The sequence below is a fragment of the uncultured Barnesiella sp. genome (genome assembly GCF_946496565.1).
GTDB classification, from domain to species: Bacteria; Bacteroidota; Bacteroidia; order Bacteroidales; family Barnesiellaceae; genus Barnesiella; species Barnesiella merdigallinarum.
This window is the reverse complement of record NZ_CAMMHD010000003.1, coordinates 174,029-198,087: the sequence shown is the minus strand read 5'-3', so window position 1 is coordinate 198,087 and position 24,059 is coordinate 174,029. Positions and strand designations below refer to the sequence as shown.

General features: G+C 56.2%; 22 protein-coding genes. 6 read left to right on the top strand and 16 right to left on the bottom strand.

Annotated elements, in window-relative coordinates; translation table 11 throughout:
* The first annotated feature begins 90 nt into the window (after positions 1-90).
* Entirely contained in the window at positions 91-1,284 is a 1,194-nt protein-coding gene (locus Q1K76_RS03035; RefSeq protein ID WP_300130944.1) for a pyridoxal phosphate-dependent aminotransferase, read from the top strand.
* A gap of 124 nt (positions 1,285-1,408) precedes the next feature.
* On the opposite strand, the gene Q1K76_RS03030 is transcribed toward Q1K76_RS03035, so the two are convergent.
* The 3 genes from Q1K76_RS03030 to Q1K76_RS03020 all read right to left on the bottom strand — a co-directional run bounded on the left by Q1K76_RS03030 (position 1,409) and on the right by Q1K76_RS03020 (position 3,309).
* Positions 1,409-2,071 (bottom strand): hypothetical protein, encoded by a 663-nt coding sequence (locus Q1K76_RS03030; protein ID WP_300130942.1) that lies wholly within the window; start codon positions 2,069-2,071, stop codon positions 1,409-1,411.
* A gap of 368 nt (positions 2,072-2,439) precedes the next feature.
* Entirely contained in the window at positions 2,440-2,787 is a 348-nt protein-coding gene (locus tag Q1K76_RS03025; RefSeq protein WP_300130940.1) for a DUF2023 family protein, read from the bottom strand.
* 21 nt (positions 2,788-2,808) lie between these two features.
* Positions 2,809-3,309 (bottom strand): flavodoxin, encoded by a 501-nt coding sequence (locus Q1K76_RS03020; RefSeq protein ID WP_300130938.1) that lies wholly within the window; start codon positions 3,307-3,309, stop codon positions 2,809-2,811.
* 202 nt (positions 3,310-3,511) lie between these two features.
* Here Q1K76_RS03020 and Q1K76_RS03015 point away from each other — a divergent pair, with 202 nt between their 5' ends.
* Positions 3,512-4,138, top strand: coding sequence for an ElyC/SanA/YdcF family protein (locus tag Q1K76_RS03015; protein ID WP_300130955.1), 627 nt, complete (start codon positions 3,512-3,514; stop codon positions 4,136-4,138).
* A gap of 33 nt (positions 4,139-4,171) precedes the next feature.
* Here the strand turns inward: Q1K76_RS03015 and Q1K76_RS03010 are convergent, their stop codons facing one another.
* From Q1K76_RS03010 to Q1K76_RS03000, 3 genes are all read right to left on the bottom strand, one after another.
* A complete protein-coding gene (locus Q1K76_RS03010; RefSeq protein ID WP_143240934.1) occupies positions 4,172-4,570 on the bottom strand; it encodes a hypothetical protein in 399 nt (132 codons plus the stop codon).
* Between the two features lie 938 nt (positions 4,571-5,508).
* Positions 5,509-5,997, bottom strand: a complete 489-nt coding sequence (locus tag Q1K76_RS03005; RefSeq protein ID WP_300130936.1) for an S-ribosylhomocysteine lyase — start codon at positions 5,995-5,997, stop codon at positions 5,509-5,511.
* Positions 5,998-6,027: 30 nt separating this feature from the next.
* Positions 6,028-6,711: a 5'-methylthioadenosine/adenosylhomocysteine nucleosidase gene (locus tag Q1K76_RS03000; protein WP_300130934.1), complete on the bottom strand. Its 684-nt coding sequence runs from the start codon at positions 6,709-6,711 to the stop codon at positions 6,028-6,030.
* A gap of 138 nt (positions 6,712-6,849) precedes the next feature.
* Between Q1K76_RS03000 and Q1K76_RS02995 the strand changes: the two genes are divergently transcribed.
* Positions 6,850-7,380, top strand: coding sequence for a 3'-5' exonuclease (locus tag Q1K76_RS02995; protein ID WP_300130931.1), 531 nt, complete (start codon positions 6,850-6,852; stop codon positions 7,378-7,380).
* A 58-nt stretch (positions 7,381-7,438) separates the two neighbouring features.
* On the opposite strand, the gene trxA is transcribed toward Q1K76_RS02995, so the two are convergent.
* From trxA to porQ, 10 genes are all read right to left on the bottom strand, one after another.
* Positions 7,439-7,909 (bottom strand): thioredoxin, encoded by a 471-nt coding sequence (trxA, locus tag Q1K76_RS02990; RefSeq protein ID WP_300130929.1) that lies wholly within the window; start codon positions 7,907-7,909, stop codon positions 7,439-7,441.
* A 234-nt stretch (positions 7,910-8,143) separates the two neighbouring features.
* Positions 8,144-10,183, bottom strand: coding sequence for a hypothetical protein (locus tag Q1K76_RS02985; RefSeq protein WP_087408685.1), 2,040 nt, complete (start codon positions 10,181-10,183; stop codon positions 8,144-8,146).
* Between the two features lie 187 nt (positions 10,184-10,370).
* Complete coding sequence (locus tag Q1K76_RS02980; protein WP_300130926.1) at positions 10,371-12,530, bottom strand: HDIG domain-containing metalloprotein; 2,160 nt, start codon at positions 12,528-12,530, stop codon at positions 10,371-10,373.
* 12 nt (positions 12,531-12,542) lie between these two features.
* A complete protein-coding gene (locus tag Q1K76_RS02975; RefSeq protein WP_300130923.1) occupies positions 12,543-14,783 on the bottom strand; it encodes a RelA/SpoT family protein in 2,241 nt (746 codons plus the stop codon).
* A gap of 187 nt (positions 14,784-14,970) precedes the next feature.
* Positions 14,971-15,855 carry a radical SAM mobile pair protein B gene (locus Q1K76_RS02970; protein WP_300130921.1) on the bottom strand — a complete coding sequence of 295 codons (885 nt, stop codon included), beginning with the start codon at positions 15,853-15,855 and terminating at the stop codon, positions 14,971-14,973.
* Positions 15,852-16,520 (bottom strand): radical SAM mobile pair protein A, encoded by a 669-nt coding sequence (locus Q1K76_RS02965; RefSeq protein WP_300130919.1) that lies wholly within the window; start codon positions 16,518-16,520, stop codon positions 15,852-15,854. The genes Q1K76_RS02970 and Q1K76_RS02965 overlap by 4 nt, the downstream gene beginning before the upstream one ends.
* 316 nt (positions 16,521-16,836) lie before the next feature.
* Complete coding sequence (gene pfkA, locus Q1K76_RS02960; protein WP_087408680.1) at positions 16,837-17,817, bottom strand: 6-phosphofructokinase; 981 nt, start codon at positions 17,815-17,817, stop codon at positions 16,837-16,839.
* Between the two features lie 150 nt (positions 17,818-17,967).
* Complete coding sequence (locus Q1K76_RS02955; RefSeq protein WP_087408679.1) at positions 17,968-18,861, bottom strand: 4-hydroxy-3-methylbut-2-enyl diphosphate reductase; 894 nt, start codon at positions 18,859-18,861, stop codon at positions 17,968-17,970.
* A gap of 31 nt (positions 18,862-18,892) precedes the next feature.
* Entirely contained in the window at positions 18,893-19,594 is a 702-nt protein-coding gene (gene cmk, locus Q1K76_RS02950; RefSeq protein WP_087408678.1) for a (d)CMP kinase, read from the bottom strand.
* Positions 19,595-19,603: 9 nt separating this feature from the next.
* Entirely contained in the window at positions 19,604-20,632 is a 1,029-nt protein-coding gene (gene porQ, locus Q1K76_RS02945) for a type IX secretion system protein PorQ (protein ID WP_258328059.1), read from the bottom strand.
* Between the two features lie 452 nt (positions 20,633-21,084).
* Between porQ and Q1K76_RS02940 the strand changes: the two genes are divergently transcribed.
* The 3 genes from Q1K76_RS02940 to Q1K76_RS02930 are packed head-to-tail and all read left to right on the top strand — an operon-like array spanning position 21,085 to position 23,555.
* The gene (locus tag Q1K76_RS02940) at positions 21,085-22,059 is read left to right on the top strand and encodes a polyprenyl synthetase family protein (protein WP_258328060.1); all 975 of its coding nucleotides are present in this window, start codon (positions 21,085-21,087) and stop codon (positions 22,057-22,059) included.
* A gap of 31 nt (positions 22,060-22,090) precedes the next feature.
* The gene (locus Q1K76_RS02935; protein WP_087408674.1) at positions 22,091-22,795 is read left to right on the top strand and encodes a hypothetical protein; all 705 of its coding nucleotides are present in this window, start codon (positions 22,091-22,093) and stop codon (positions 22,793-22,795) included.
* A complete protein-coding gene (locus Q1K76_RS02930) occupies positions 22,788-23,555 on the top strand; it encodes a TatD family hydrolase (RefSeq protein ID WP_300130914.1) in 768 nt (255 codons plus the stop codon). The genes Q1K76_RS02935 and Q1K76_RS02930 overlap by 8 nt, the downstream gene beginning before the upstream one ends.
* Positions 23,556-24,059: the final 504 nt, after the last annotated feature.

The following is a 24,059-nucleotide window of genomic DNA, read 5'->3' as shown; positions in this document are numbered from 1 at the left end:
GTACAAATGAAAACTTCGTTTTTATTTGCCTCGGCGCTCGACTTTCACTACCTTTGTACGAGTATATAAAACCTAAAAACAGCTATTCTCATGAACCAAGTATCCGACCGTTTGGCAGCTCTTGCACCGTCGCAAACGCTTGCGATGTCGCAGAAAAGTAATGAACTGAAGGCTCAGGGTGTCGATGTAATCAACCTGAGTGTAGGAGAACCCGATTTCAATACCCCTCAGCATATCAAGGATGCGGCGAAGAAGGCGATAGACGACAACTTCTCGCACTATTCGCCCGTGCCGGGTTATATGGATTTGCGCCAGGCCATCTGCGCAAAACTGAAAAATGAGAATGGCCTCGACTTTACGCCCGACCAGATTGTGGTATCGAACGGTGCCAAACAGTCGATTTGCAACACGATTCTCTCGCTTGTCAATCCCGGTGACGAGGTGGTGCTGCCGGCTCCCTACTGGGTAAGCTATGTCGAGATGGTGAAGTTGGCCGAGGGCAAAAGCGTGATTGTAGAGACGGGTATCGAGCAGGATTTCAAGATGAGTGCCGCTCAACTCGAGGCTGCCATTACGCCCAAGACCAAGATGCTGATTCTGTGCACCCCCTCCAACCCGACGGGTAGCGTCTATTCGCACGACGAACTCGCGGCTTTAGCTGCCGTGCTGGAGCGTCATCCCCAAGTCTTTATCCTGGCCGACGAGATTTACGAGCACATCAACTACGTGGGTGCTCACCAGAGTATCGCCCAATTCCCCGCCCTGCGCGACCGGGTAATCATCGTCAACGGTGTCTCCAAGGGTTATGCCATGACGGGCTGGCGTATCGGTTTCATTGCCGCTCCGCTGTGGATTGCCAAGGCTTGCAACAAGTTGCAGGGCCAGTATACCTCGGGCGCTTCGTCGATTGCCCAGAAGGCTGCTGCCGCTGCCTTTGCCGGTGACCAGAGTTGTGTAGAGGAGATGCGTCGGGCTTTTGAACGTCGTCGCGACCTGGTGGTACGGTTGGCCCGCGAGATTCCCGGCCTGAAGGTGAACAACCCCGACGGGGCCTTCTACCTCTTCCCCGAGGTTAGCTACTATCTGGGTAAGGCCGATGGCGACCGCGTCATCAAGACTTCGTCCGAACTGGCCATGTACATCCTCGAGGTGGGTCATGTGGCTACCGTAGCGGGCGATGCCTTCGGGGCTCCCAACTACCTGCGCCTCTCCTATGCTACTTCCGAGGAGAATATCACCGAGGCTCTGCGCCGCATGAAAGAGGTGCTCGCCCGGTTGAAATAAGCGACAGTATCGACAACGATAATATAGTGCGGCCTCCTTGTCGCCCCGGATGTGGGGAATCGGCGAGGAGGCCGTTTTTGTGTGTATTAAGTAGAGAACCTTGAGAGTCAATAGCCGTGTTATTTTATTTCCACTCCATTACTTCTCGAATATGTGCACAGACTGCATCGAATCTGTCGACGAGTTGCAGCCAATCGGGTACGTCTTTGTTTATCCACCCCATTACGGTAATCATCTCGTTGTGAATTTCTTCTACTCGTTTTAGATTCCAGCAAATGGATTCATTGTGGAAAACTCGATTTCGGAAAGTTCTGAAGCTATTCAATGGGGCTGAAACCTTTTTTCTCTGACGATCTTTTTTGGGCATAAATGGGAATGCCCTGCGTAAATCCTTCCAGAGCAGGCGCTCATATTCACTGTTGAGTAACGATACCCAAAAGCCTAATGTCAATTCGGCTACAATTTTCGGAGGAGTAATGATTTCGTGTCTTCCGGAAATCTGCTTGATGGCTTGTGTGATGTAATGATTCAATCTGGCCAATCCTGGGGTAGTCGGGAATACGGCATACCAATCGGTTCGCCCGGTCATTGTTTCAAGTTCCCTGCACAAGGCATTTCGTAGAGTAACTTCAAAAACCGAAAGGCTGGTATAAAAAGCCTCGGCCAATTCCAGATTACACTGGTAATGCAGAATGGCTCTTTTTTCATCACCTGGATAAAGATTGAAATATCGTTCCATCCTTTTGGTGGAGAAAACTTTTTCAAAATAGGCCTTGTTATATTCCATATTATTTGTACCTTTGTATTGCAGTCCCGGGTGTTCCTCTCCCAGCTTTCAGTTACTGGTGATGAATCCGGGTTTTTTTATGTCCATATACAAAGTTACAAATTCTTTTGCATAAATCATTCTTCTGTTGGTGCTTTTGACTCCTTGTAGTTAATGGTCCTGCTCTCTATTGTTTTGCATTTACTCGAATGAGAAAAATGTGAATATCTACACAGAGAGATTGTATTACATGGAGTCCGGGTACTCCCTCCAAACAGCAGAACCCACCGTGCCTCGCGGCGTAGTGGGTTCGTCACAACTAAAAACAAACTTCAAATTTTAGGATTCTTTTCCCCTTTGCAATTTAGATCAGGAGGAGAGAAAAGAGTTTATTTGGCTTTACGTTTACAATAGCGTTGACATTGACCGCACAGGTCGTAGCCCAGCAGGGCACCCAGGATGAAATCCTCCTCGGGGGTGAGTTCGTTCAGGGGGCGCGAGGCCAGCGATTGAATCACCTCGATACACTCGCGACGGCCGAAGAAGAGGTTTATCTTGTTGCAGCCTATGGGCTGTATGCAGTAGTCGATGCGCTGTTTGTTCAGTCGGTCTACGGCAAACTCTTCGTAGCGGCGGTTGGTGGTGTAGAGCACCATATGACGCACCCCTTTCTTGTATTCATAGACGTGGTTCAAAAACACTTTCAACTCGGCCGGAAAAGATTGACAGGTCATCATGGGCATATCGGTTTAGCGGGTTTACAAGTCGAGGTTTTTCACCCAAGCCTCGATGCGGTCGGCCGTTTTGTCGGCCTCGTTGGTCTCGTCGAGAGCAAGCCCTACGAACTCGCCGTCGACAACCGATACCGACGAGGAGAACGTGTAGCCGTCGGTAGCCACGTGGTTGCCGGTGAAGCGGCAGCCTGTCTCCTTCAGTTCGTCGTAGAGCAGGCCGATGGCGTCGCAGAAGGTGTCGGGGTACGACTCGCTGTCGCCGCAGCCGAAGAGGGCGATGGTTTTGCCGGTGAGATTGGCACTTCTCAACACCTTTACGGCATCGTACCAGTCGTCTTGCAGTTCGCCGCAACCCCAGGTCGAGGTGCCCAGTATCAGCGCCTCGTAGGGGGCGATGCTCTCGGCCGAGAGTTGGGCCGCATCGTGAATATCGGTTGAGGCGATTCCCAGTTTCTGGGCGATTGTGTGGGCAACTCCCTCGGTCATGCCGGTCGAAGAGCCGTAGAATATTCCTGTTTTTTTCATCGTCGTAACGGTTGTTTGGTTTTTACGGAGGCAAAGTAAAGGCATGCGGCCCGGCCGGCCAATACCTATATGTAGGGGTTTTCTCGCCAAGCCTACTTAGTTTGAGGGAAAAAGTGAGGTATTTCACTATTTTTCACTATCTTCGTTGCCTAAAACAGGGACAATGATGAAACAAAATAAAAGGAGATTTGGAATGATTGTTATGGTTGTGGCGGTGATTCTTGTTGCAGGGATGGTTGCCGTCATAGGAATTTGTAACGGTTTGGTAAAGGGGTATGCCCGCGACAAGACGTTCGACACGACCGATGCGATACCTCACCGTACCGTGGGGCTGCTGTTGGGCACGGCGCCCATTACTCCGCAGGGGGCCCATAACTACTACTTCGACTATCGTATCGAGGCTGCGGCCCGGTTGTTCCAGGCTGGCAAGATTAACTATATTCTGGTGAGCGGCGACAATCACGACCGCGACTACGACGAGCCCACCTGCATGCGCGATTCGCTGGTGGCCCACGGGGTACCGGCCGACCGCATCGTGCTCGACTATGCCGGGTTCCGTACGCTCGACTCCATCGTGCGGGCCAAGGAGATTTTCGGGCAGGACAGCCTCACCATCATCTCGCAGAAGTTTCACAACGAGCGGGCCATCTATCTGGCCAAGAGCAGCGGCATATCGGCCGTCGGCTATAATGCCCGCGACGTAGCCCGCCGGGCGAAGTATATAAAAATACACGGACGAGAGTATCTCGCCCGTGTGAAAATGTTTCTCGATCTCCTCACCGACAAGCAGCCCCGCTTCTTAGGGGAGAAGGAGGAGACACCGTTTTAATGTTCAATGAGAAGTCAATAGCTTTTGCTCTTATTACATAAGGGCTTTTCTCCTTTCGATTTCACTACGCAAGTTGTTGAACCAGTTGGCATAGATGGTGGGGTCTTCGACCATGCTGTTCTTGTTTCGGGTGCTCTTGCTGAATTGATTGAGAGTTGAGGTGACACTACCTTCATAGAGTGTAAACTTAACCTCGGTCAAGTTGTCGTTAAGCGGTTGAATGAAGAAAGAGGCTTGCGAAGTAGAGGCTTCGGTAGCACTACCCAAAAGAGCCATTTGCCAATCGGCATTCTTATTATCAATCTGTTTGCTGGCGGTAATGAGTCCCGATTCTTTATCAGTACTGTTTATCAAGAAGCCCTCGGATTGGAGCAGAGAAATGGCTGAACCGAAAACGAGGTTGTAATCGGCCTCGAATTGCTTAGTGGTCATCAACTTTATCTCTGCAGGTGAAAGTGCCGGTTTGGAGGTTCCGCACGACATGAGTATAAATAAAATAGGTAAAAAGACGATATATTTTTTCATTGTGTAAAAATTTTAGAGTTAATAACTGGTTGAGACCACTGAATAGTCTAAAACTATATCGTTGGAATCGAATGTGATGATTAAGTCGAAAGATTGAGCACTGCTACTTTGTGACGCTCTTGCTCCAAATAGGAAATCGGTACCTCCTTGTTTGTTTACGGTACTCATTTTGTTGTAGCTCCATACCTCGTTGTTCGATTTGTTTTTCGACACCAGGTTGGGTGCTCCAAAGATTTCTAATATCTCGGCTTGAGTAGTACTCCCTTTTATGATTTTTGATTTTACAACACCAAAAGTGAGATTACTTTTTTGAGTCGGCTCTGCGCTGGCTCCGTATTTATAGCTGCTACACGATATTGAAAATAACAGGCCGCAGCATAATAATAGAATCTGTATCTTTTTCATCTATTGTATTATTATGAAAATGATTAAAATTGAGGTCTTTGGAATAGATTTCCCCTTTTTGTTCCGATTTGGCGATTTTATAGTTGTTTCATAGGCTTCGTGTTTATTTGTGCTAATAGTCCCCAGATTTAGCCTGTTAATAAAAAAGGAAAGCGTGGAGACTGTTTAAAGTTTATCTGTTCAAGAGGTATCGCCAAACACCCACCATACAAATAAACAACAGCCCCACGCCTATATTGATATATGACTATATCAAAGGCGTGAGCGTTCTGTTGTATTACTCTGTACGGTTTTGAAAATTTGGCGATTTTCTTGAACAAAGTAATATCTAAAAAACGCTTCCGTTCGTATGTCTGCTCAAAAGACTAATTGTTTAGCTTTTTGAGCCTTTGCAAATATATGTTGATTTATGACAAAATCCAAAAAATGCGATTGCTGTTTTATTCCTCGACCGTCGGGTAGATGAGATTTTTCTCCTCGATTACGTCGAGTACCTCGCGCAGGTATTTGTCGGCTTCCCAGCGGGCCATGGGCAGGTCGTGCAGCAGGTAGTTGCCGCAGTCGCGGGGAGCGGCGCCGGGTACCTCGCCCTCGAAGTCGCGGATGAAGCGGAAGGTCTCGCGCATGAGGTCGACGATGTCGCGCGACTCAAGGTCGCCCTGCACCAGAAAGTAGTTGCCGGTGCAGCAGCCCATGGGTCCCCAGAATACGATTTTGTCGCCCCATCCCGGGTGGTTGCGCAGGAAGGTGGCAGCCAGGTGTTCGATGGTGTGCAGGGCTCCGTAGCCGATGGCGGGCTCGCGGTTGGGCTCTTTCATGCGGATGTCGAAGGTGGTGACTACGTGGTCGCCCAGATAGTCCTTGCGCGAGACGTAGATGCCGCGCAGCAGGTGAATGTGGTCTATGGTAAAACTGGGTATCTTTTTCATATCGGGTTATGTATTAGGGATTGATATGTATTACAGTTTGGCGATGAGGCTGGTGAGCACCTCGAACGAGCGGTGGGGGGCATCGTCCCAGAAGTGGTTGTATTGGGCCAGGTGACCCTCGATGCCCGGGGTGTCGCTGATGATGCGGAAGCTCAGGAAGGGGATACCGCGCATGCAGCATACCTGGGCAATGGAGCCCGACTCCATGTCGACGGCCATGCCTTCGGGGAAGAGGGCCTTGATTTCGGAGAGTTCGACCGGGTCGGTGATGAAGCGGTCGCCGCTGCATACCAGCCCTTTGTAGATGCGCAGCGAGGTCTCTACCTGCAGGGCCTTCTCGACCAGTGCCGGGTCGCTGTGGAACCGGGGCGGCAGCCCCTGTATCTGTCCCCAGGCGTTGCCTTCGCCACACCACACGTCGTGGTAGACAATCTCAGACCCGACGACAATATCCATCACTCGCATCGAGGCGTCTATGCCGCCGGCCACGCCGGTGTTGAGCACGCAGTCGGGGTGGTAGCGGTCGATGAGCTCGCAGGCCCGAATGGCCGACGATACCTTGCCGATGCCGCTCTGGGTGAGTATCAGTTCGTGGGCACCGTTCGTGCCTATGGTAAAGAGCGAAGCGCCGTAGCGCTCCTCGCGGGGATTCTCCAGCAGGCGACGCACGCAATCGAGTTCGCTCTGCATGGCTACGATAATTCCTATTTTCATCTTCTTGTTTTCTCTTTCGAGCAAAGGTAGGGGTAATCTCACATACCGCAAAATTTGTGCGGCGAAATTCACCGTCGCGGGGCGATGTGGAGATTTCACCGGAATTTTCCGTAATTTTGCCGCCGGATATTTTTACCGATGAAAGATTTTGTCGCCATAGATTTCGAGACTGCCAATTACGAACCCACGAGCATTTGCTCGGTGGGGCTTGTGGTGGTGCGCGGGGGCGAGGTGACGCACCGGGTGCATCGGCTGGTGTGCCCCGAGCCCGACTACTATGTGCGCCGTTTTTCGGAGGAGATTCACGGTATCTTCCCCGCCGATACCTGCCATGCTCCCAACTTCGGGCAGGTGTGGCGCGAGGTGTCGCCGCTGGTCGAGGGGCTGCGGCTGGTGGCGCACAACAAGGCTTTCGACGAACGGGTGCTGCGGGCGACCTGCCGCATGTATGGCATCGACTATGTGTATGGCAATTTCCTCTGCACCCTCACGCAGGCGCGGCGGGTGATTCCGCGCACGGCCATCGAGAACTATCGGCTGCCCACGGTGTGTGCCTATCTGGGTATCCCCTTCGACCACCATCACAACGCGTTGGCCGATGCCGAGGGTTGTGCCCGCATTGCCATGCAGTTGTGGCCGGACGACGACGAACTGCCGTGCCTCCGGTAGTAGTGGGGCCTTCTGCTCTTTTCAGTGTTTAATCGTTTGACTATCCCTTATCTCATCCTTACGGAAGCAACACCTCTTTGATGGCGCGTTGCAGGGTCTCCTTGTCCATGAATCCGGCCGCAATCTGGGGCTGGTTCTTCATGGGGCAGAAGAGGAGGGTGGGGATGCTTTGCACTCCGAAGAGGGCGGCCAGCTGCGGCTCCTTGTCGACATCGATTTTATAGACGTCGATCTTCCCGGCATATTCGGTAGCTATCTCCTCGAGTATGGGGGCCAGCTTGCGGCAGGGTCCGCACCATGTGGCGTAGAAGTCGACAATGCAGGGGCGGGCGCCCAGGAACTCCCAGCGGTCGGGGGTCTTCTCGAAGTTGGCCACCTTGGCGAGGAACTCGGCCTTGGTCAGGTGGCGGGGTTTTACGGTTTGTACTTTTGCTCTCTTTTCGGGTTGGGCCGGTTGCTCCTTGGCCTGGCAGGCAAAGAAAAAGGGCAGGCAGGCGAGGGTTATTCCCAACAGGTGTTTTACGTTCATAATGAGTATCGGGTTGCGTGTTTGACATCGGGCGGAGGTGCTGCTGCCCCGGGCCAAGCCGTCGGGCAGGTGGGGAAAAGCCGCGCTCCCCCGTCGTGACTTTCCGGCGACAAAGATACGAGGTTTGTCACAGAAAGCCGCAGGCGGAGGAGCTATTTTTCAGATTATTAGGGTTTCTTACGGAGCGTAAGGAGGCCGATGGCGGGCCGCGACGGGGCCGGCGAGTCGGGCGGACTATATCGACGACTCGTTGACGATGGAGCCGCCCCGGTGGGTGGTGGGGAGGATATACGACGGCAGGTCGCGGCTGCAGATGTAGTTGCCTATGCAGCGGGTGATGAGGATGTCGTCGTGGTGCCCCTCCATGGCTCCGTAGCTGCCGTTGGGTTTGCGCTCGAACACGTCGTGCTCGTAGCAGGCCTGTGCGTCGTGCTCGATGTAGGCCCCTTCGCGCAGGGCCGACCGCTGTGCGTCGATGACCAGCACCTTGGTGGCGCGGTTCATGTGGAATCCCCAGCGCGAGGAGGGGCGCTGCCCGATGCTGTCGGGGGGAGCCTGCCGGGCGTAGAGGTTGTCGTAGTAGCGCGACAGGGTGTCGAGCAGGTAGGCCGAGTGTTCGCTGTCGTCGTGTTCGGTCTCGAGGGTGTTGCTCTCGATGACCAGCAGGGCATTCTGGTAGTAGGCGGCCAGTTGGGCGGCCTTCCAGGCGAGCAGGTCGTGGTCGATGTGTCCGCGCCACTGGGCCACCACCTCGGCCGGTCCCCCCTCGAGCATCCAGTAGCGGTCGAATATGGCGATGACCGAGTAGTCGGCCGCGTCGGAGCGGCCGCCGATGTCGACTACGGCCAGGTAGCGGTCGCGAATCTCGTGCTTCTCGGCCGGGTATTCCCACACCTGCAGCGGTCCGCCGGGGCGGACCTCCAGTTCGATACCCTCGAGGGCATCGTGGCCGGTGAGCTCGCGGCCGTGGATGTCGCCTACGAATCGGGGAGCGCAGCAGCCGCGCCGCAACTTTTCGACCAGCGTAGGGTCGAATACCCGTTCGCCCGAGTAGCAGAAGGCCTCGATGTCGTCGCTGGGATACTCGGCCATCATGTCGGTGTGGCGGGCATACTCCTTGCGTTTCTGCCGGTACCAGGCGATGGCCTCGAGGGTGGCGCCTCGACTCCAGAGCATGCGCTCGTAGTCGGTGAGAGTGGCGATGAGCGACTCGTAATCGTCGACAGGTATGGCATACATCTCGATTTCGAACCAGGGGACAAAGGCAAACTGCTTGTCGCTCTCGTGCCGCTTGGCCCGCTCGCACTCCTGGTGAAAGTAGGAGCCGGTGCCGTTGGCCGTGCTCTCCATCACCACCATCGAGTAGGGGAGCAGCATGATGGAGCCGCAGACCGAGCGCACCAGCTGCTCGGGCGACTTCATGCGGCTGTTGCGCCAGAAGGCAACCTCGGAGAGGTGGGCCATGGCGGCATCGATACCCCGCACCGACTCCTGGCTCTCGGCCGAGCCTATGGTGACCCGGCAGTCGCGCCCGACGATGACCGAGGTGTTGGCCATGCGCTCGAAGGGGCGGAATTTGGGTCTGCCTCCCTCGAGCAGCCAGTCGGGGTAGTTGGCCAGCAGCTTGCTGTACATGCCCTTGATGTTGGCGGCCGACTCCTTGATATGGGCGCAAATCACGCTGTTCCAGTTGCGGCGGTGCACCAGTTGTATCCAGGCCATGTAAATCTGTATGAGGGTGGAGCCGCCCCACTGGCGGGCCTTGAGGAGGATGAGGCGGATGGGGCGGTCGTGTGTGCGCATCGCCTCGAGCATGCCCAGGATGCGGCGTTGCGGGCGGTTGAGCCTGAAGGGGATGTCGTTGGCGCCCAGCTTGTCTTTGATGCGCACGAAGCAGAAGGCCCAGAACTCGAAATCGTAACGGATGCGCAGCCGTATCCACTCGCGCCAGAGGGTATCGAAGGGCGAGAGGTCGCCCTCCTCTTTCTCGCCGTCGACCGCCGGGGTGGAGCAGCCGTCGGGTACCTCGACCCCCTGCTGCCGCAGATGTCCGGCCAGACTGCCCGCCCGGGCAAGCTGCTGCACCAGCGGTTCGTCGAACATGGCAGCCGGGATATACTGGAGGGGCAGCGGAGCGTCGGCGAGCCGTATCGGACGGCGGTCGCCTGTGTCGCTCCCCTCGCCGGTTTCGGGTGAATAGTATCGTTTCAGTTTCTCATTTCTCAGTCGGTTGGCTTCAACCGTTATCGTTTCGTCGTGTTGTACAATCGCCATCTCTTTCGCTATTTTCTGCAAAAGAAATATCGCCAGCCCCCGGGTTTATGGCAGGGTAATAAAAGGTGGTGGCGAGGGGGCTTGAGCGGGTTCTGCCCGGGAGAGGTGGATAAAAGGAAACCCGGCGTTTCTTCCGCCGGGTTTCCTTTTGCCCGAGAGCAGAGGTCTCGGGTTTATGTGAGTTGCCTTATTTCGTGGCAGGGGTATCGGCCCCCGGTTGGCTTTCGGGAGTCGGGTTTCCAGGAGCAGGGGCCTCGGCGGGACTCTCGGCCGGCTTCTCCTCGCGAGGCTTCTCGGGCTTGTTGAGCTCGGGGTAGCTGATGCGGGTGTGGTAGATGGTCTTGAGCTTCTCGATGAAGGTAGCCTTGATGGTCTCCACATCGCGGAAACTGAGGGGCGTATCGCGCAGCAGGCCGTCGGCAATCTGCGAGTCGATGATGCGGTTGACGAGTTGCGAGATGCTCTCGTTGGTATACTCCTTGAGGCTGCGCGAGGCGGCTTCGACGGCATCGGCCATCATGAGGATACCCGTCTCCTTGGTGAAGGGGTTGGGGCCGGGATAGGTAAACTTCGACTCGTCGACGGGGCGGTCGGGGTATTTGTTGCGGTAGGAGTTGTAAAAGAACTTGGCCTTGCCCTTGCCGTGGTGGGTGGCGATGAAGTCTTTGATGGCCTGGGGCAGCCCCTGTTTGTCGGCCATCTTGAGGCCGTCGACGACGTGCGAGATGACAATCTGAGCGCTCTGCTCGAACGAGAGGGGCGTGTGGGGGTTGAATCCCGACTGGTTCTCGGTGAAGAAGGCGGGGTTCTTCAGTTTGCCGATGTCGTGATAGAGGGCGCCGGTACGTACCAGTTGGGCCTTGGCCCCGATTTTGTTGGCTGCTTCGGCTGCCAGGTTCGAAATCTGCAGCGAGTGCTGGAAGGTGCCGGGGCACTCTTCGGAGAGCTGGCGCAGTATGGGGTTGTTCACGTCGGAGAGCTCGACCAGCGTAACGGTAGAGATGAATCCGAAGGTCTTCTCGAAGATGTAGATGAGCAGGTAGGCGAAGAGCAGGAACACGCAGTTGATGCCGAAGTAGATGAACATGTTGTAGCTGATCTTCGACAGGTCGCCCTCGGAGAGGAGCGTGTAGCCTACGTAGGCAAAGCAGTAGGCCAGGAAGACGAGCACGGCGCAGCGCATGAGTTGCGACCGGCGCGACAGGTCGCTGAGGCTGTCGATGGAGGTCATGCCCACGATGAGCTGCAGGAAGATGAACTCGAGCGCAAAGGGGGCGGTGAAGGCACAGATGAGTACGGTGATGAGGTGTACGTAGAGGGCCGTGCGGGAGTCGAAGAAGGTGACGACAATAATGGGTATGATGGCAAAGGGCACGAGGTATATGCCCTGAACTCGCACTTCGGAGAGGAAGAAGGCGATGAGCGAGATACCCGTGATGAGCATCATCATAAACCCGAGGGTGCGCATCTCGTTGAAGGTCTGCGGCCGGAAGAGGGCCAGGAAGAGGTAGAAGAAGGCAAAGAGGCAGGTGAAGACGATAATCTGTCCCACGATGGTGTAGCCCCGGTGGTCGTTGCCGGTACTCTTCTTGAGCGATACGGTCTCGAGCGACTTGAGTATGCGGTAGGTTTGGGGGGTGATGATTTCGCCCCGGTCTACGATGCGTTCGCCGGCCTGCACGATGCCGTCGGAGAGGGCGATGCGTTGCAGCAGGTTATCCTTGAGCCGGTCGGTGGTGATGCTGTCGAAGGTGATGTTGGTGTTGAGGTAGTCGTTGAGGTTGCAGTTTTGCAGCACATGGTGCGAATAGGAGTCGGGGAAGCGGTTGATGATGTTCTCGTAGGCTTCGCGGGGCGACTGCAGTTCGGCCACGGGCATTTCGCGGGCTACGTTGTTCTGTACGATGCGTATCTCTTTGGTGGTTCCCGATTGCAGCCGGGTGTAGTCGTCGGACGAGATGATGCCCTTGTGGTAGGTTTCGCGCAGGGCTTGTACCAGGTTTCGGCGCAGGGCTGGCGTAATGGTGAGGCCGGGGCGGCTGGTGAGCGACTTCTCGAAGTCGGCGGTCGATTTGGCACCTATGGCTTCGTTGAATGAAAATACCGGCTGAAAGCCGAGCATGATGCTGTCTTTCTCTTGCTGGATGACGGCCTCGTCTTTGTAGATGGGGAAGTCGAAGGGGGCGGTGAGCAGGCCGTATTTCCAGGGTTTCCCTTCCTGGAAGGTGTAGCGGAATTTCCCTTCGCCGGGGAAGAAGTAGGTAACCAGCGCTACCGCAGCTATAAAAAAGAGCACTTGCAAGACTCGCTTGCTCGACAGAATCTTTTGTATACGGGATTGATCCATGATTTTAAGGGGTTATTCTTTGCAGCGTGCAGCCTTCTGTACGCCTTTGATTTTACGTAATTTGTTGCACAGCGACTCGACTACGCGGGTGTCGTGCACCATGATGTTGACCGTGCCGTTGAACACGCCTTCGTTGGCCTGTATCGAGAGGCCGCGCATGTCGATCATCAGCTCGTTGGAGATGACGCGGGTAATCTCGTTGAGGATACCCATGCGGTCGATGCCCTGAATCTCGATTTTGGCGGGGAAGGAGAGCGACTCGCTGGCCTCCCACTGGGTAGATACCAGACGGGGCCCGAAGCTCGACTTCAACCGCATGGCTACGGGACATTCGCGCTTGTGTACTACGACGGTTTCGTCGTCCTCGACATAACCCAGCACGTCGTCGCCGGGTATGGGACAGCAGCAGTCGGCCACCTTGTAGTTTTTCACACCGTTCTCGTCGCGCAGGATATAGGTCTGCTTGCGGTCGATGGTGGGCTGTTGCGGGGCCGGAGCCTTGGGTTGCTCGTTCTTGTTGCTGTTGCCGAACGAGAGCTTGAGGTATCGCATGAAGGGGTTCAGACTCTTGCCCTTGATGATTTTCTTGATGTTCTCGTTGAGGGTAATCTCTTCGTTGCCGATCTTGAAGAGGAGGTCGTCGCGATGTTGCAACCCCAGATTGCTCAGTATCTTGGTCATCAGCTCGTTGTTGAGCTCGATGTGGTTGCTCTCGAGAAACTCTTTCAGCTGGGCCTCGCCCTTGGCGATAATCTTGCGCCGGTCCTTACGCAGGGCGGCCAGGAGTCGGCTGCGGGCTTTGGCGGTGGTGACGAGGTTGAGCCACTCCTCCTTGGGAGTCTGCGACTTGGAGGTAAGAATCTCGACCTGGTCGCCGCTGTGCAGCTTCTGGCTCAGCGGTACGAGGCGGTGGTTCACCTTGGCGGCGATGCAGTGGAACCCCAGGTCGGAGTGCAGGGTGAAGGCCAGGTCGAGGGCCGTGGCATCCTTGGGCAGGGTGATGAGGTCGCCCTTGGGGGTGAAGACAAATATCTCGGTACTGAAGAGGTTGAGCTTGATGGTATCGAGGAAGTCGATGGCGTTGGGTTCGGGGTGCTCGAGTATGTCCTTGATGGTCTTGAGCCAGATGTCGAGCTCCGACTCTTCGTCGGAGTTGCCTACCTTGTACTTCCAGTGGGCGGCGAAACCGCGCTCGGCGATTTCGTCCATCTTCTCGCTGCGTATCTGTACCTCGATCCAGTTGCCGTCGGGGCCCATGACGGTGAGGTGCAGGGCCTTGTAGCCGTTGGCCTTGGGGCGGCTCACCCAGTCGCGCGTGCGCTCGGGATGCAGCTTGTAGATGTCGGTGATGACCGAGTAGATGGTCCAGCACTCCTTCTTCTCGTCGGCCTCGTTGGGGCACTTGAAGATGATGCGCACGGCGTAGAGGTCATAGACCTCCTCGAAGGGGATGTGCTTCGACTCCATCTTGTTCCAGATGGAGTAGATGGATTTGACGCGGGCCTTCATCTCGAAGTCGAATCCCAGCTCCTTGAGCTTGGCGACGATGGGCTTGGCAAAGTTGTTGTAGATTTGCTGGCGCGACTCTTCGGTCTCGGCAATCTTCTGTTTTATCTGGTTGTAGGCCTCGGGGTGTTCATATTTGAAAGCGAGGTCTTCGAGTTCGGTCTTGATGGCAAAGAGTCCCAGGCGGTGAGCCAGCGGAGCGTAGATGTAGAGCGTTTCGCCGGCAATCTTGTATTGCTTGCTGGGGAGCATGGAGCCGAGGGTGCGCATGTTGTGCAGGCGGTCGGCCATCTTGATGAGGATGACGCGGATGTCTTCCGACATGGTGAGCAGCAGCCGGCGGAAGTTTTCGGCCTGGGCCGATGCCTGGTCGCCGAAGATACCGCCCGAAATCTTGGTGAGCCCGTCGACAATCGAGGCTATCTTTTTGCCGAAGTGGTTTTCGATGTCTTCGACCGTATACTCCGTGTCTTCGACCACGTCGTGGAGCAGAGCGGCGCATATCGAGGTGGAGCCCAGCCCTATCTCCTGGCTCACGATGCGGGCCACGGCAATGGGGTGGAGGATGTAGGGCTCGCCCGAACGGCGGCGGATACCCTTGTGGGCCTCTTTGGCAAACTTGAATGCACGCTCGATAATCTCGACTTTCTTGCGGTGGTTGGAGTTGAGATAGCCATTGAGCAGTTCCTGGAATTTATCTTCGATCAGTTGCTCTTCGTTGGTGTATGCTTGGTCGGACGGTTCCATAACTTTGAGATCTTAGTGAGATAGACAAAGATAAAGGATGTCGACTGTAAATGCAAATAAATTTTATATTTTGCCGAGCGGTTCTGCTTAAAATTCCTGCCGAATACTACAAACCCCTTACCATGAGGAGGATGCCTGCCTGGTAAGGGGTGGTTCGGTGGTTGTCCGGCCTGTGACAGTCGGGCGGTTATTTACCCTTGTCGAGTCGTATTTTCTCGTGGTAGAAATAGTTGACGATAACCGGTTTTCCCTGTTGCGAGCGGCCGTATGGCAGGTCGTTTATGCGGTAGGGATAGTCGTGCTGGCGGGCATATTGGGCGATGTCGGCCTCGAGACCTTTCCAGTAATCGGTGCGCTTGCGGTTGTAAATCTCTTCGTAGAGGGGCAGCAGGTGGGGATACTTCTCCCGTATGTAGCTCATGATGCTGCCTTTGAACTGTCCGCGCAGGTTGAGGTTCTCGAGCCAGATGAGGTCGGCAAAATCTTTCACTTGCTCGATGATGGCCTTCACGTCGGTGATACCCGGGAAGATAGGCGAGATGAAACAGACGGTGCGGATGCCGGCGGCGTAGGTCTGTTTCATGGCTTCGATGCGGCGGGCGATGGTGGCGGCGTGGTCCATGTCGGCCCTGAACTCCTCGTCCAGTGTATTGATCGACCACGATACGGTGGTTTTGGGGAATTGCTTGAGCAGGTCGAGGTCGCGCAAGACGAGGTCGGATTTGGTGCAGACCATGATTTCGGCCGTACAGCCGCGCAGCTCCTCGAGGATGCGCCGTGTGCGGAGGAAGGTGGCCTCTTGCGGGTTGTAGCCGTCGGTCACCGAGCCGATGACGATGCGGCTGCCGTTGTACTTGCCGGGGTTCTTGATAGGGTCCCATGTTTTCACGTCGAGAAACGAGCCCCAGGGTTCGGGGTGTTTCGTAAACCGTTTCATAAAGGAGGCGTAGCAGTACCGGCAGGCATGGGTGCAGCCTACGTAGGGATTGACCGAATAGCCGCCGACCGGGAGGGTCGACTGGGTCATGATGCTGCGTACTTCGATTTCTCTGATTTCGGGTTCTGTGTTCATAGTCTTTGGTGTATAAACGATTGCGGTAATTCTTGAATCATCTTCTCTTCGCCAATGATCGGGACGAGTTCTTCCTTCATAAACAGGGGTATCCCGCAGGCTTTGGCCTGGTTGGCAATGTGGGCTACCCATTGGGGATTTGCCTCGATTTTTCCCTTGCGCCGCCCGGTTTCGGTACCGATGACCACCCAGTCGATGCCCTCGAGGTCGAGGTCGGGTATGTCGCCGAAGAGGGGTTCGAAGGTGACGTGGTAGTGACGGGCCCCGATGTGCCGGCGCAGGTCGGCGATGCGTCTCTTCTCGGCCTCGCAGGTGACGGTGACTCCCATCCATACGTTGTCGAGGTCGGTGTGGAAGTTTATCCGTTCGGGGTGTTTGGTGAGGAAGAGGCAGGCGTGCTGCGGATTACGGGCTATGCGGTCGAATATTTCGTCGGTCCACTCGGGGTGCCAGTCGGAGAAGTCGCTCATACCGGTGAGCAGGAAGTTGTGCGGGCGGGGATTGTCGAGCAGCCGCAGCTTGCGGCTCATGTATTCGGGTACGGAAAAGTCGTCCGTAATATGGAAGCGCCGGCAGTTGTTGCGGGCATAGCAATAGCTGCATCCGATGGTACACCCGATGACGATATTCAGGTTCTGGATAAACGATTTGATACAGTGGCTCATGGCTCGTCGCTTTTACAGGTTTGCTGTCGGTTGCAAAGTACGGAAACCGGGACCGATTGTCTCATACCCAAACCGAATGAAAATGTACCATTTTGATAAGTCGACAGCGGTGTGACGGCTGGAGGGCAGTGCCCGATGAATCGGCTTCAGTCGGTTGTGCGCCATGGCTGCCAGCCTTGCGGGCACACAAAAACAAAGGCCCGTCGGGCGGTTGCCCGGCAGGCCTCGGTATGGATGAGGGTGAGAGGGGGAGGACAGCGTTCCGGCCTCCTTTTCTCTCGCTTGTTTTATCTTTGTTAAAGCTCCTTGCCCGGTATCAGATCGAGAGCTTGCGCAGGGTGTTGAGCAGCTCGCGGTCGATGGGCTTGTCGTTCTTGATAGCCTTGTTGAAGGGGATGTATTCGATTTCGTTGTTGCGGATACCGATCATGACGTTGCGCTGGTCCTCGAGCAGGGCGTCGATGGCTGCGGCACCCATGCGGCTGGCCAGGATGCGGTCGTGGGCCGTGGGCGAACCACCGCGCTGGATGTGGCCCAGAATGGTAACGCGCACGTCGTATTGCGGATACTCTTTCTGTACGCGCTCGGCCAGGTGCATGGCACCGCCCGTGATGGGGCTTTCGGCCACGAGTACGATACTACTGTTTTTCGATTTGCGGAATCCGTTTTTGATGAGTTCTTCGAGTTGGTCGACCTCGGTCGAAATCTCGGGGATGATGGCAGCCTCGGCACCGGTAGCGATGGCACCGTTGAGGGCGAGGAAACCGGCATCGCGGCCCATGACCTCGATGAAGAAGAGGCGCTCGTGCGAGGTGGCCGTGTCGCGAATCTTGTCGACGGCCTCCATGATGGTGTTGAGAGCCGTGTCGTAACCGATGGTGGTGTCGGTACCGAAGAGGTCGTTGTCGATGGTACCGGGCAGACCCACGATGGGGTAGTTGTATTCGGTGGCAAAGATGCGGGCACCGGTGAGGGTACCGTCGCCGCCGATGACTACAAGTGCGTCGATGCCCTCTTTGACAAGGGTGTCGTAGGCAATCTTACGGCCTTCGGGGGTTTTGAATTCCTGGCAGCGGGCTGTCTTCAGGATGGTACCGCCCTGCTGTATGATGTTACTTACATTTTGCGTTTTGAAAGGAGCTATTTCGTCGGTGATCAGACCTTTGTAACCTCTGTAAATACCTTTTACCTCAAATCCGTTGTAGATGGCTGCACGGGTTACTGCGCGAATAGCCGCATTCATTCCGGGAGCATCGCCTCCGGAAGTCAAAATACCTATACATTTAATTTGCGACATAACCTGTAATGTTTAGTTGTTGGCAAAGATAAAGATAAAAATCGAATTACCGATGCTGAATAGTTAACGATAGTTGTAAATAAATGTTTACCCCCGGGCCGATTTTTTATTCGGTGGGGTAGAATGTCATTTGCTTGTGAGGTTCGCGTCTTATTTGTCGGCAGTTTTCCCGCTCTCTTTCCCGTCGAGCAGGCGGGCTACATAGTCTTGTACCTCGGTCATCAGCCAGCGGGGGGTCGAGGTGGCGCCGCAGATGCCGATGCTCTCTTTCCCCTCGAGCCAGGCGGGGTCGATTTCGGAGAGGTCGGAGACCAGGTGCGACTGGGGGTTGACCTGCAGGCATTCGCCGAAGAGCACGCGGCCGTTGGAGCTCTTTTTGCCGCAGACGAAGAGCACGAGGTCGTGGCGCCGGGCAAACTCGCGGATGTTGGGGATGCGGTTGGCTACCTGCCGGCAGATGGTGTCGAACGACTCGAAACGGCCGTCGGGTTTCAAGTGCTTGATTTCGTCGACGATGTGGCGGAAGCCCTCGACCGACTTGGTGGTCTGCGAGTAGAGGAGCAACTTTTTGTCGAGATCGATTTTGTCGAGGTCGTTGCTGCCCTCGATGACAACGGCCTCGCCGTGGGTCTGGCCCACCAGGCCGTTCACCTCGGCGTGCCCGTTTTTCCCGTAGATGACGATTTGGGCCTCGCCGGGCGGGTTGGAGTCGTAGGCGGTCTTTATCTTGCGTTGCAGTTGCAGCACCACGGGGCAGGTGGCGTCGATAATCTCGATGTGGTTCTCGGCGGCGATGCGGTAGGTTTCGGGAGGCTCGCCGTGGGCGCGCAGCAGCACCTTCACGTCGTGCAGTTGCTTGAGCTGCTCGTGGTCGATGGTGATGAGCCCCTTGGCCTTGAGCCGCTCCACCTCGTTGCTGTTGTGGACGATGTCGCCCAGACAGTAGAGGTGACCGGTGCGGTCGAGCTCCTCCTCGGCCTTGCGTATGGCGGTGACTACTCCGAAGCAGAATCCCGAGTGTTCGTCGATTTCTATGCGTGCCATCTTGTCTCTCTCCTTTCGTTTGGGTCGGGGGTTATTGTTGTTTGGCTACGGCCTCTTCGTATCGGGCCAGCAGCCAGGCGTCCTGCTCGTCGAGGGTCATGTGCGAGTTGTCGAGCAGGATGGCGTCGTCGGCCCGGCGCAGGGGACTCTCCTGGCGGGTCTGGTCTATGTGGTCGCGCTTGTTGATGTTGGCCACCACTTCGTCGAAATCGACGGCCACGCCTTTGGCTTGCAGCTCGTCGACCCGGCGTTGGGCGCGGGTCTCGGCCGAGGCGGTGACGAATATCTTCAGCTCGGCGTGGGGGAATACGGTGGTACCGATGTCGCGGCCGTCCATGACGATGCCCTTGCGTTCGCCCATCTTCTGCTGGGCGGCCACCATGGCGGTGCGTACGAAGGGGATGGCGCTCACGGGGCTCACCTTGTCCGATACCCGCATGGAGCGAATCTCCTGCTCCACGTCCCGGCCGTTGAGGAAGGTGTGGGTCTTGCCCGAGGCGGGGTCGGGGCGGAAGTCGATGTGGATGTCGTCCATGCGCGACCGCAGCGCTTCGGTGTCGACGGTGTCGCCGTCGATGAGGTTGTGGTCGAGGCAGTAGAGGGTGACGGCGCGGTACATGGCGCCGCTGTCGATATAGATGTAGCCGATGCGGCGGGCCAAGGCCTTGGCCATGGTGCTTTTGCCGCAAGACGAAAATCCGTCGATGGCGATGGTGATACGAGGTTTATCCATAGATGATTGCTATTTTTTGAATTCAAAGAGGTTGAGCGAGAGGTTCACCATGAGGGTGGTGGCTCCCGTGTGTTGCTGGGCCAGGGCTATGCCGAGGCCGAACATGCGCACCTTGATGCCGCCGCCGATGCTGAATCCCGAGAGGAAGTTGCGGCTGGCCGTCTTCATGTCGGTGCGGGTCTTGTAGTTGTATCCCACCCCGAAGTAGAGGCGGTCGGTGGGCAGGAACTCCACGCCGAAGATGAGGTGGCGGAAGAGGTTGTCGACAAAGCCGCTCTTCTCGACAATATCGGAGTTGCCGGTGTAGGCGCTGTTCTCGATGGTCGGGTAGGGCAGCTTCCAGCGGGTGAGGTTGCGGGCCGTGACCGAGATGCGTATGGGGGCATGCTCGAGACTCTGGGTGTAACCGAGTTGCAGGTCGAAGGGCATGCGTTCGAAGGTCTCGTTGTAGCGCTTGATCTGGCCTCCCAGGTTGCGGGCCACGAGCGAGAGCGACAGGTCGTTGTCGGCGTTGTAGTAGTTGAGGCCCAGATCTACGGCCAGGGCCCACGAGGTGTATTGCTCGTAGGAGGAGTAGATGACCTTGGCGTTGACGCCGCCGCGCAGCGTGGAGGTGATGTCGTGCGAGTAGATGCCGTTGAAGACGATGTCTTTGGGCGAAAACTCGCCGGTGATGACGCCCGTCTCGTCGGCGCTCTTCATCTTGCCGTAGCCGTAGTACTGGATACCGGCCGCCCAGGCGCTGCGTTCGCTGGCCGCCTTGCCGAAGGTGACCCCGGCCAGGTTGATGCCGCCCACATACTTCATGTAGTTGAGTCCCAGTTGCAGGTCCGATTCGGGCCCCAGCAGGGCGGGGTTCTGGTTGACGAGGTTGATGTCTTCGTCGATAACCGATATGTTGGTGCCGCCCAGCGCGTAGGCATGGGTGGAGGTGGGGATGTTGAGGAAGTCGAACGAGCTTGTCCCCTCCTGTCCCCGCCCGGTCAGGCAGATGACCAGTGCCAGCAGTACCGATATGTATCGAAGCGAGTATCTCATAATTCCTTTTCGGCGTGCAAAGATAGTGAAAGGCGAGAGCCGAGGCAAACGGAAAACTTGTTTTTCAAGTTTGACAGGGCCGAGCCGCCTCCTTTCTTCTGGAAAGATAGTGAAAGGCGAGAGCCAAGGCAAACGGAAAACTTGTTTTTCAAGTTTGACCAGTCCGGGCCGCCTCCTGTTTTCGTATAACAAAGATAGCGAGAGGCGAGGGGAAAATGAAATATCGAAACTGGTTTCGAATATTTTCTGTCTCGGGCCGTCCTCTATCTTCCTGTAAAGGAACCGGGGTAAGCGGTTCCCCACGGTTTAATAACGCAAAAAAGGAGAATAAAGTATATCGACCCGGCGGTTTGTGGGTAAACTTATCGGGCTCCCGCTTGTTCGACTCGACAGAAATGATTAAATTTGACCTCCATTCTATGTAAAACATCAAAAATCGGAAAAGAAAATTTATGGAAGGTTTGCAAAAATATTTCGACACGATAGAGAGTGCCCTGTCTCAGATAGAGTATGCCCCGTCGCCCGACGGGCTGTATGCGCCGGTGCGTTACGAATTGTCGCTGGGGGGCAAGCGGGTGCGCCCGTTGTTGGCGTTGCTGGCCTGCGAGATGTTTGGCGGCGATTGCCGTCGGGCCATCGATGCCGCCGTGGGGCTGGAGGTGTTTCACAACTTCACCCTCCTGCACGACGACGTGATGGACAAGGCCGATGTGCGCCGGGGCAAGCCTACGGTACACAAGGTGTGGGACGAGAATACGGCCATTCTCTCGGGCGATGCCATGCAGATTATCGCCTTCCGCTATATAGCCCGCACACCGGCTCCGCACACGGCGGCTGTCATCGACTGGTTCCTGAAGACGGCCCTCGAGATTTGTGAGGGGCAGCAGTTCGACATGGAGTTTGAAAGCCGCGACGATGTGACCGAGGCCGAATACATCGAGATGATACGCCTCAAGACGGCCGTATTGCTGGGCGGTGCCCTGAAGATTGGCGCCATCATAGGCGGTGCCGGTGCCGACGATGCCGATCGCATCTACCGATTCGGCGAATCGCTGGGGCTGGCCTTCCAGTTGCAGGACGACTGGCTCGATGTCTATGGCGATCCGGCCCGTTTCGGCAAGAAGATAGGCGGCGATATTCTCAACAACAAGAAGACCTACATGCTCATCAATGCCCAGCGCAGAGCCCAGGGTACCGATGCCGAGGAGCTGTCGCGCTGGCTGTCGGCTACCGATTACGACCCGGCCGGGAAGATTGCGGCCGTGACCGCCCTCTACAACCGTCTGGGCGTGGGCGAACTGTGTCTGCAACAGGTCGACGACTACAGCCGTCGGGCCATCGAGGCGTTGCAGCAGATTGCCGTGCCCGAGGCCGCCAAACAGCCGTTGTACGACCTGGCCCGGTCGCTTATCAAACGAGACCATTGATTCACCTTTTTACCGAAATCCCCGTATCGTCATGCCATACCGCCGATTGCCCAATACCGATAAAGCCCGTATCGCCGCCCTCGAGAAGGCGGTGGCGATGGAGCACGCCTGTGATGTGGAGCATCAGGCGGCTTCGTACAAGACCCTGAACGAGGCGCGGGTCCTGTTGCGGCGCTTCAAGAGTGCCGTAGAGCAGTTTCAGTATTGCTATACGGCCCAGGCCGAGGCCAACCGTCGGTATCAGGAGCATCTGAAGACGGCGCGGCTCTACATCTCGCACTTCATCCAGGTGCTCAACCTGGCGGTGGTCCGCAACGAAGTGCGCAAGGAGCACAAGCTCTTCTACGGCCTCGACCCCGACGACTTTGCCGTGCCCGACCTCACGAGCGAGAAGCATATCCTCATGTGGGGCGAACGCCTGATCGAGGGGGAGCGCGAGCGGCTTTCGCACGGAGGGGCACCCATCTACAACCCTACGATTGCCAAGGTTTCGGTGCACTACGATATTTTCAAGGATGCCTACCGCGAGCAGCAGAACTACAAGCTCAACACTACCCGCTCGCAGTCGGGGCTCGATGTGCTGCGCGAGGAGGCCGACCGAATCATTCTCAACCTCTGGAACCAGGTGGAAGCCTATTATGCCGCACTTCCGCCGGCCGAGCGGTTGGCCCGCTGCCAGACCTACGGCATCGTCTACTATTACCGGAGCGGCGAAAAACGACCCGAAAATGATTGATACACATACTCATATTTATCTCGAAGAGTTTGACGAAGACCGCGCTGAAGTGGTGCGCCGTGCCCGCGAGGCAGGTGTGGAGCGGGTGATACTGCCCAATGTCGACCTCGATACGGTAGCGGCCATGCAGGCCACCCACGACCTTTACCCCGGCTATTGCCGCATGGCCATGGGGTTGCACCCCACCTCGGTCGATGCCGACTATCGCGAGCGGCTCGACCAGACGCACCGGTTGCTGCTGGCCGGCGACTATTGTGCCGTGGGCGAAATCGGTCTCGACCTCTATTGGGACAAGACGTTCGCCCGGGAGCAGGAGGAGGCTTTTGTCGTGCAGACGGGTTGGGCCGTCGAGCTCGACCTGCCCGTGATTATCCACTGCCGCGATGCCTTTGCCGAGATGGTGGCGCTGTTGCAGTCGGGGCGGGTGCCGTCGTTCCGGGGGGTATTCCACAGCTTCACTGGCACGGCCGACGAGGTGCGTACCCTGCGCACGTTGGGCGACTACTACTTCGGTATAAACGGCATCGTCACCTTCAAGAACGCCCACCTCGAAGAGATGGTGCGCGAGGTAGGCATCGACCGCCTCCTGCTCGAGACAGATGCTCCCTATCTGGCCCCCGTGCCCTACCGGGGCAAGCGCAATGAGCCGTCGTATCTGCCTCGCATGGCCCAGCGCATAGCCGATATTCTGGGCGTGACGCTTGCCGAGGTCGAGTCGGCTACCATGGCCAATGCCTTCCGCCTGTTCGGGGAGTGGTGACCCCACTCACCTCCTGGACCCCGCATCGTTGTGCGGGGTGACGGGGAGAGTCATTCCGCACCGTGATGCGGAATCCAGAAATACTCGGGCAGAGATTTCACATCAGGGTCGGTTTCTTGCTCGTACCTCTTTTTAGAACGCACGGGTTGTACGTCCCTATGTTTCCCACAAGCGACTCACAACTGGACCCCGCATCGTTGTGCGGGGTGACGGGGAGAGTCATTCCGCACCGTGATGCGGAATCCAGAAAATACTCGGGCAGTGATTTCACATCTGGGTCGGTTTCTTGCTCGTACCTCTTTTTAGAACGCATGGGTTGTACGTCCCTATGTTTTCCACAAGCGGCTCACAACTGGACCCCGCATCGAGTGCAAGGTGACACGCTGTTGCATTTTCGTCTCTATTCGCTTGGATATGTGGAGGGAAATTCATACCTTGACGCATGAAAACAGGATGTTGAATTTTCGGTATGTATTAAACCTGTGCTAATACTTATGAATAATA

Excerpts from the sequence above, each read along its gene's own strand:
- Q1K76_RS03025 (WP_300130940.1), bottom strand. The coding sequence starts at position 2,787 with ATGATGACCTGTCAATCTTTTCCGGCCGAGTTGAAAGTGTTTTTGAAC.
- Q1K76_RS02930 (WP_300130914.1), top strand. The coding sequence starts at position 22,788 with ATGATTGATACACATACTCATATTTATCTCGAAGAGTTTGACGAAGAC.
- Q1K76_RS03015 (WP_300130955.1), top strand. The coding sequence starts at position 3,512 with ATGGTTGTGGCGGTGATTCTTGTTGCAGGGATGGTTGCCGTCATAGGA.
- Q1K76_RS03005 (WP_300130936.1), bottom strand. The coding sequence starts at position 5,997 with ATGAAAAAGATACCCAGTTTTACCATAGACCACATTCACCTGCTGCGC.
- Q1K76_RS02995 (WP_300130931.1), top strand. The coding sequence starts at position 6,850 with ATGAAAGATTTTGTCGCCATAGATTTCGAGACTGCCAATTACGAACCC.
- Q1K76_RS02985 (WP_087408685.1), bottom strand. The coding sequence starts at position 10,183 with ATGGCGATTGTACAACACGACGAAACGATAACGGTTGAAGCCAACCGA.
- Q1K76_RS02935 (WP_087408674.1), top strand. The coding sequence starts at position 22,091 with ATGCCATACCGCCGATTGCCCAATACCGATAAAGCCCGTATCGCCGCC.
- pfkA (WP_087408680.1), bottom strand. The coding sequence starts at position 17,817 with ATGTCGCAAATTAAATGTATAGGTATTTTGACTTCCGGAGGCGATGCT.
- Q1K76_RS02940 (WP_258328060.1), top strand. The coding sequence starts at position 21,085 with ATGGAAGGTTTGCAAAAATATTTCGACACGATAGAGAGTGCCCTGTCT.
- Q1K76_RS02975 (WP_300130923.1), bottom strand. The coding sequence starts at position 14,783 with ATGGAACCGTCCGACCAAGCATACACCAACGAAGAGCAACTGATCGAA.
- cmk (WP_087408678.1), bottom strand. The coding sequence starts at position 19,594 with ATGGATAAACCTCGTATCACCATCGCCATCGACGGATTTTCGTCTTGC.
- Q1K76_RS03020 (WP_300130938.1), bottom strand. The coding sequence starts at position 3,309 with ATGAAAAAAACAGGAATATTCTACGGCTCTTCGACCGGCATGACCGAG.
- Q1K76_RS02965 (WP_300130919.1), bottom strand. The coding sequence starts at position 16,520 with ATGAGCCACTGTATCAAATCGTTTATCCAGAACCTGAATATCGTCATC.
- Q1K76_RS03000 (WP_300130934.1), bottom strand. The coding sequence starts at position 6,711 with ATGAAAATAGGAATTATCGTAGCCATGCAGAGCGAACTCGATTGCGTG.
- Q1K76_RS03030 (WP_300130942.1), bottom strand. The coding sequence starts at position 2,071 with ATGGAATATAACAAGGCCTATTTTGAAAAAGTTTTCTCCACCAAAAGG.
- Q1K76_RS02955 (WP_087408679.1), bottom strand. The coding sequence starts at position 18,861 with ATGGCACGCATAGAAATCGACGAACACTCGGGATTCTGCTTCGGAGTA.
- Q1K76_RS03010 (WP_143240934.1), bottom strand. The coding sequence starts at position 4,570 with ATGACCACTAAGCAATTCGAGGCCGATTACAACCTCGTTTTCGGTTCA.
- trxA (WP_300130929.1), bottom strand. The coding sequence starts at position 7,909 with ATGAACGTAAAACACCTGTTGGGAATAACCCTCGCCTGCCTGCCCTTT.
- Q1K76_RS03035 (WP_300130944.1), top strand. The coding sequence starts at position 91 with ATGAACCAAGTATCCGACCGTTTGGCAGCTCTTGCACCGTCGCAAACG.
- Q1K76_RS02980 (WP_300130926.1), bottom strand. The coding sequence starts at position 12,530 with ATGGATCAATCCCGTATACAAAAGATTCTGTCGAGCAAGCGAGTCTTG.
- Q1K76_RS02970 (WP_300130921.1), bottom strand. The coding sequence starts at position 15,855 with ATGAACACAGAACCCGAAATCAGAGAAATCGAAGTACGCAGCATCATG.
- porQ (WP_258328059.1), bottom strand. The coding sequence starts at position 20,632 with ATGAGATACTCGCTTCGATACATATCGGTACTGCTGGCACTGGTCATC.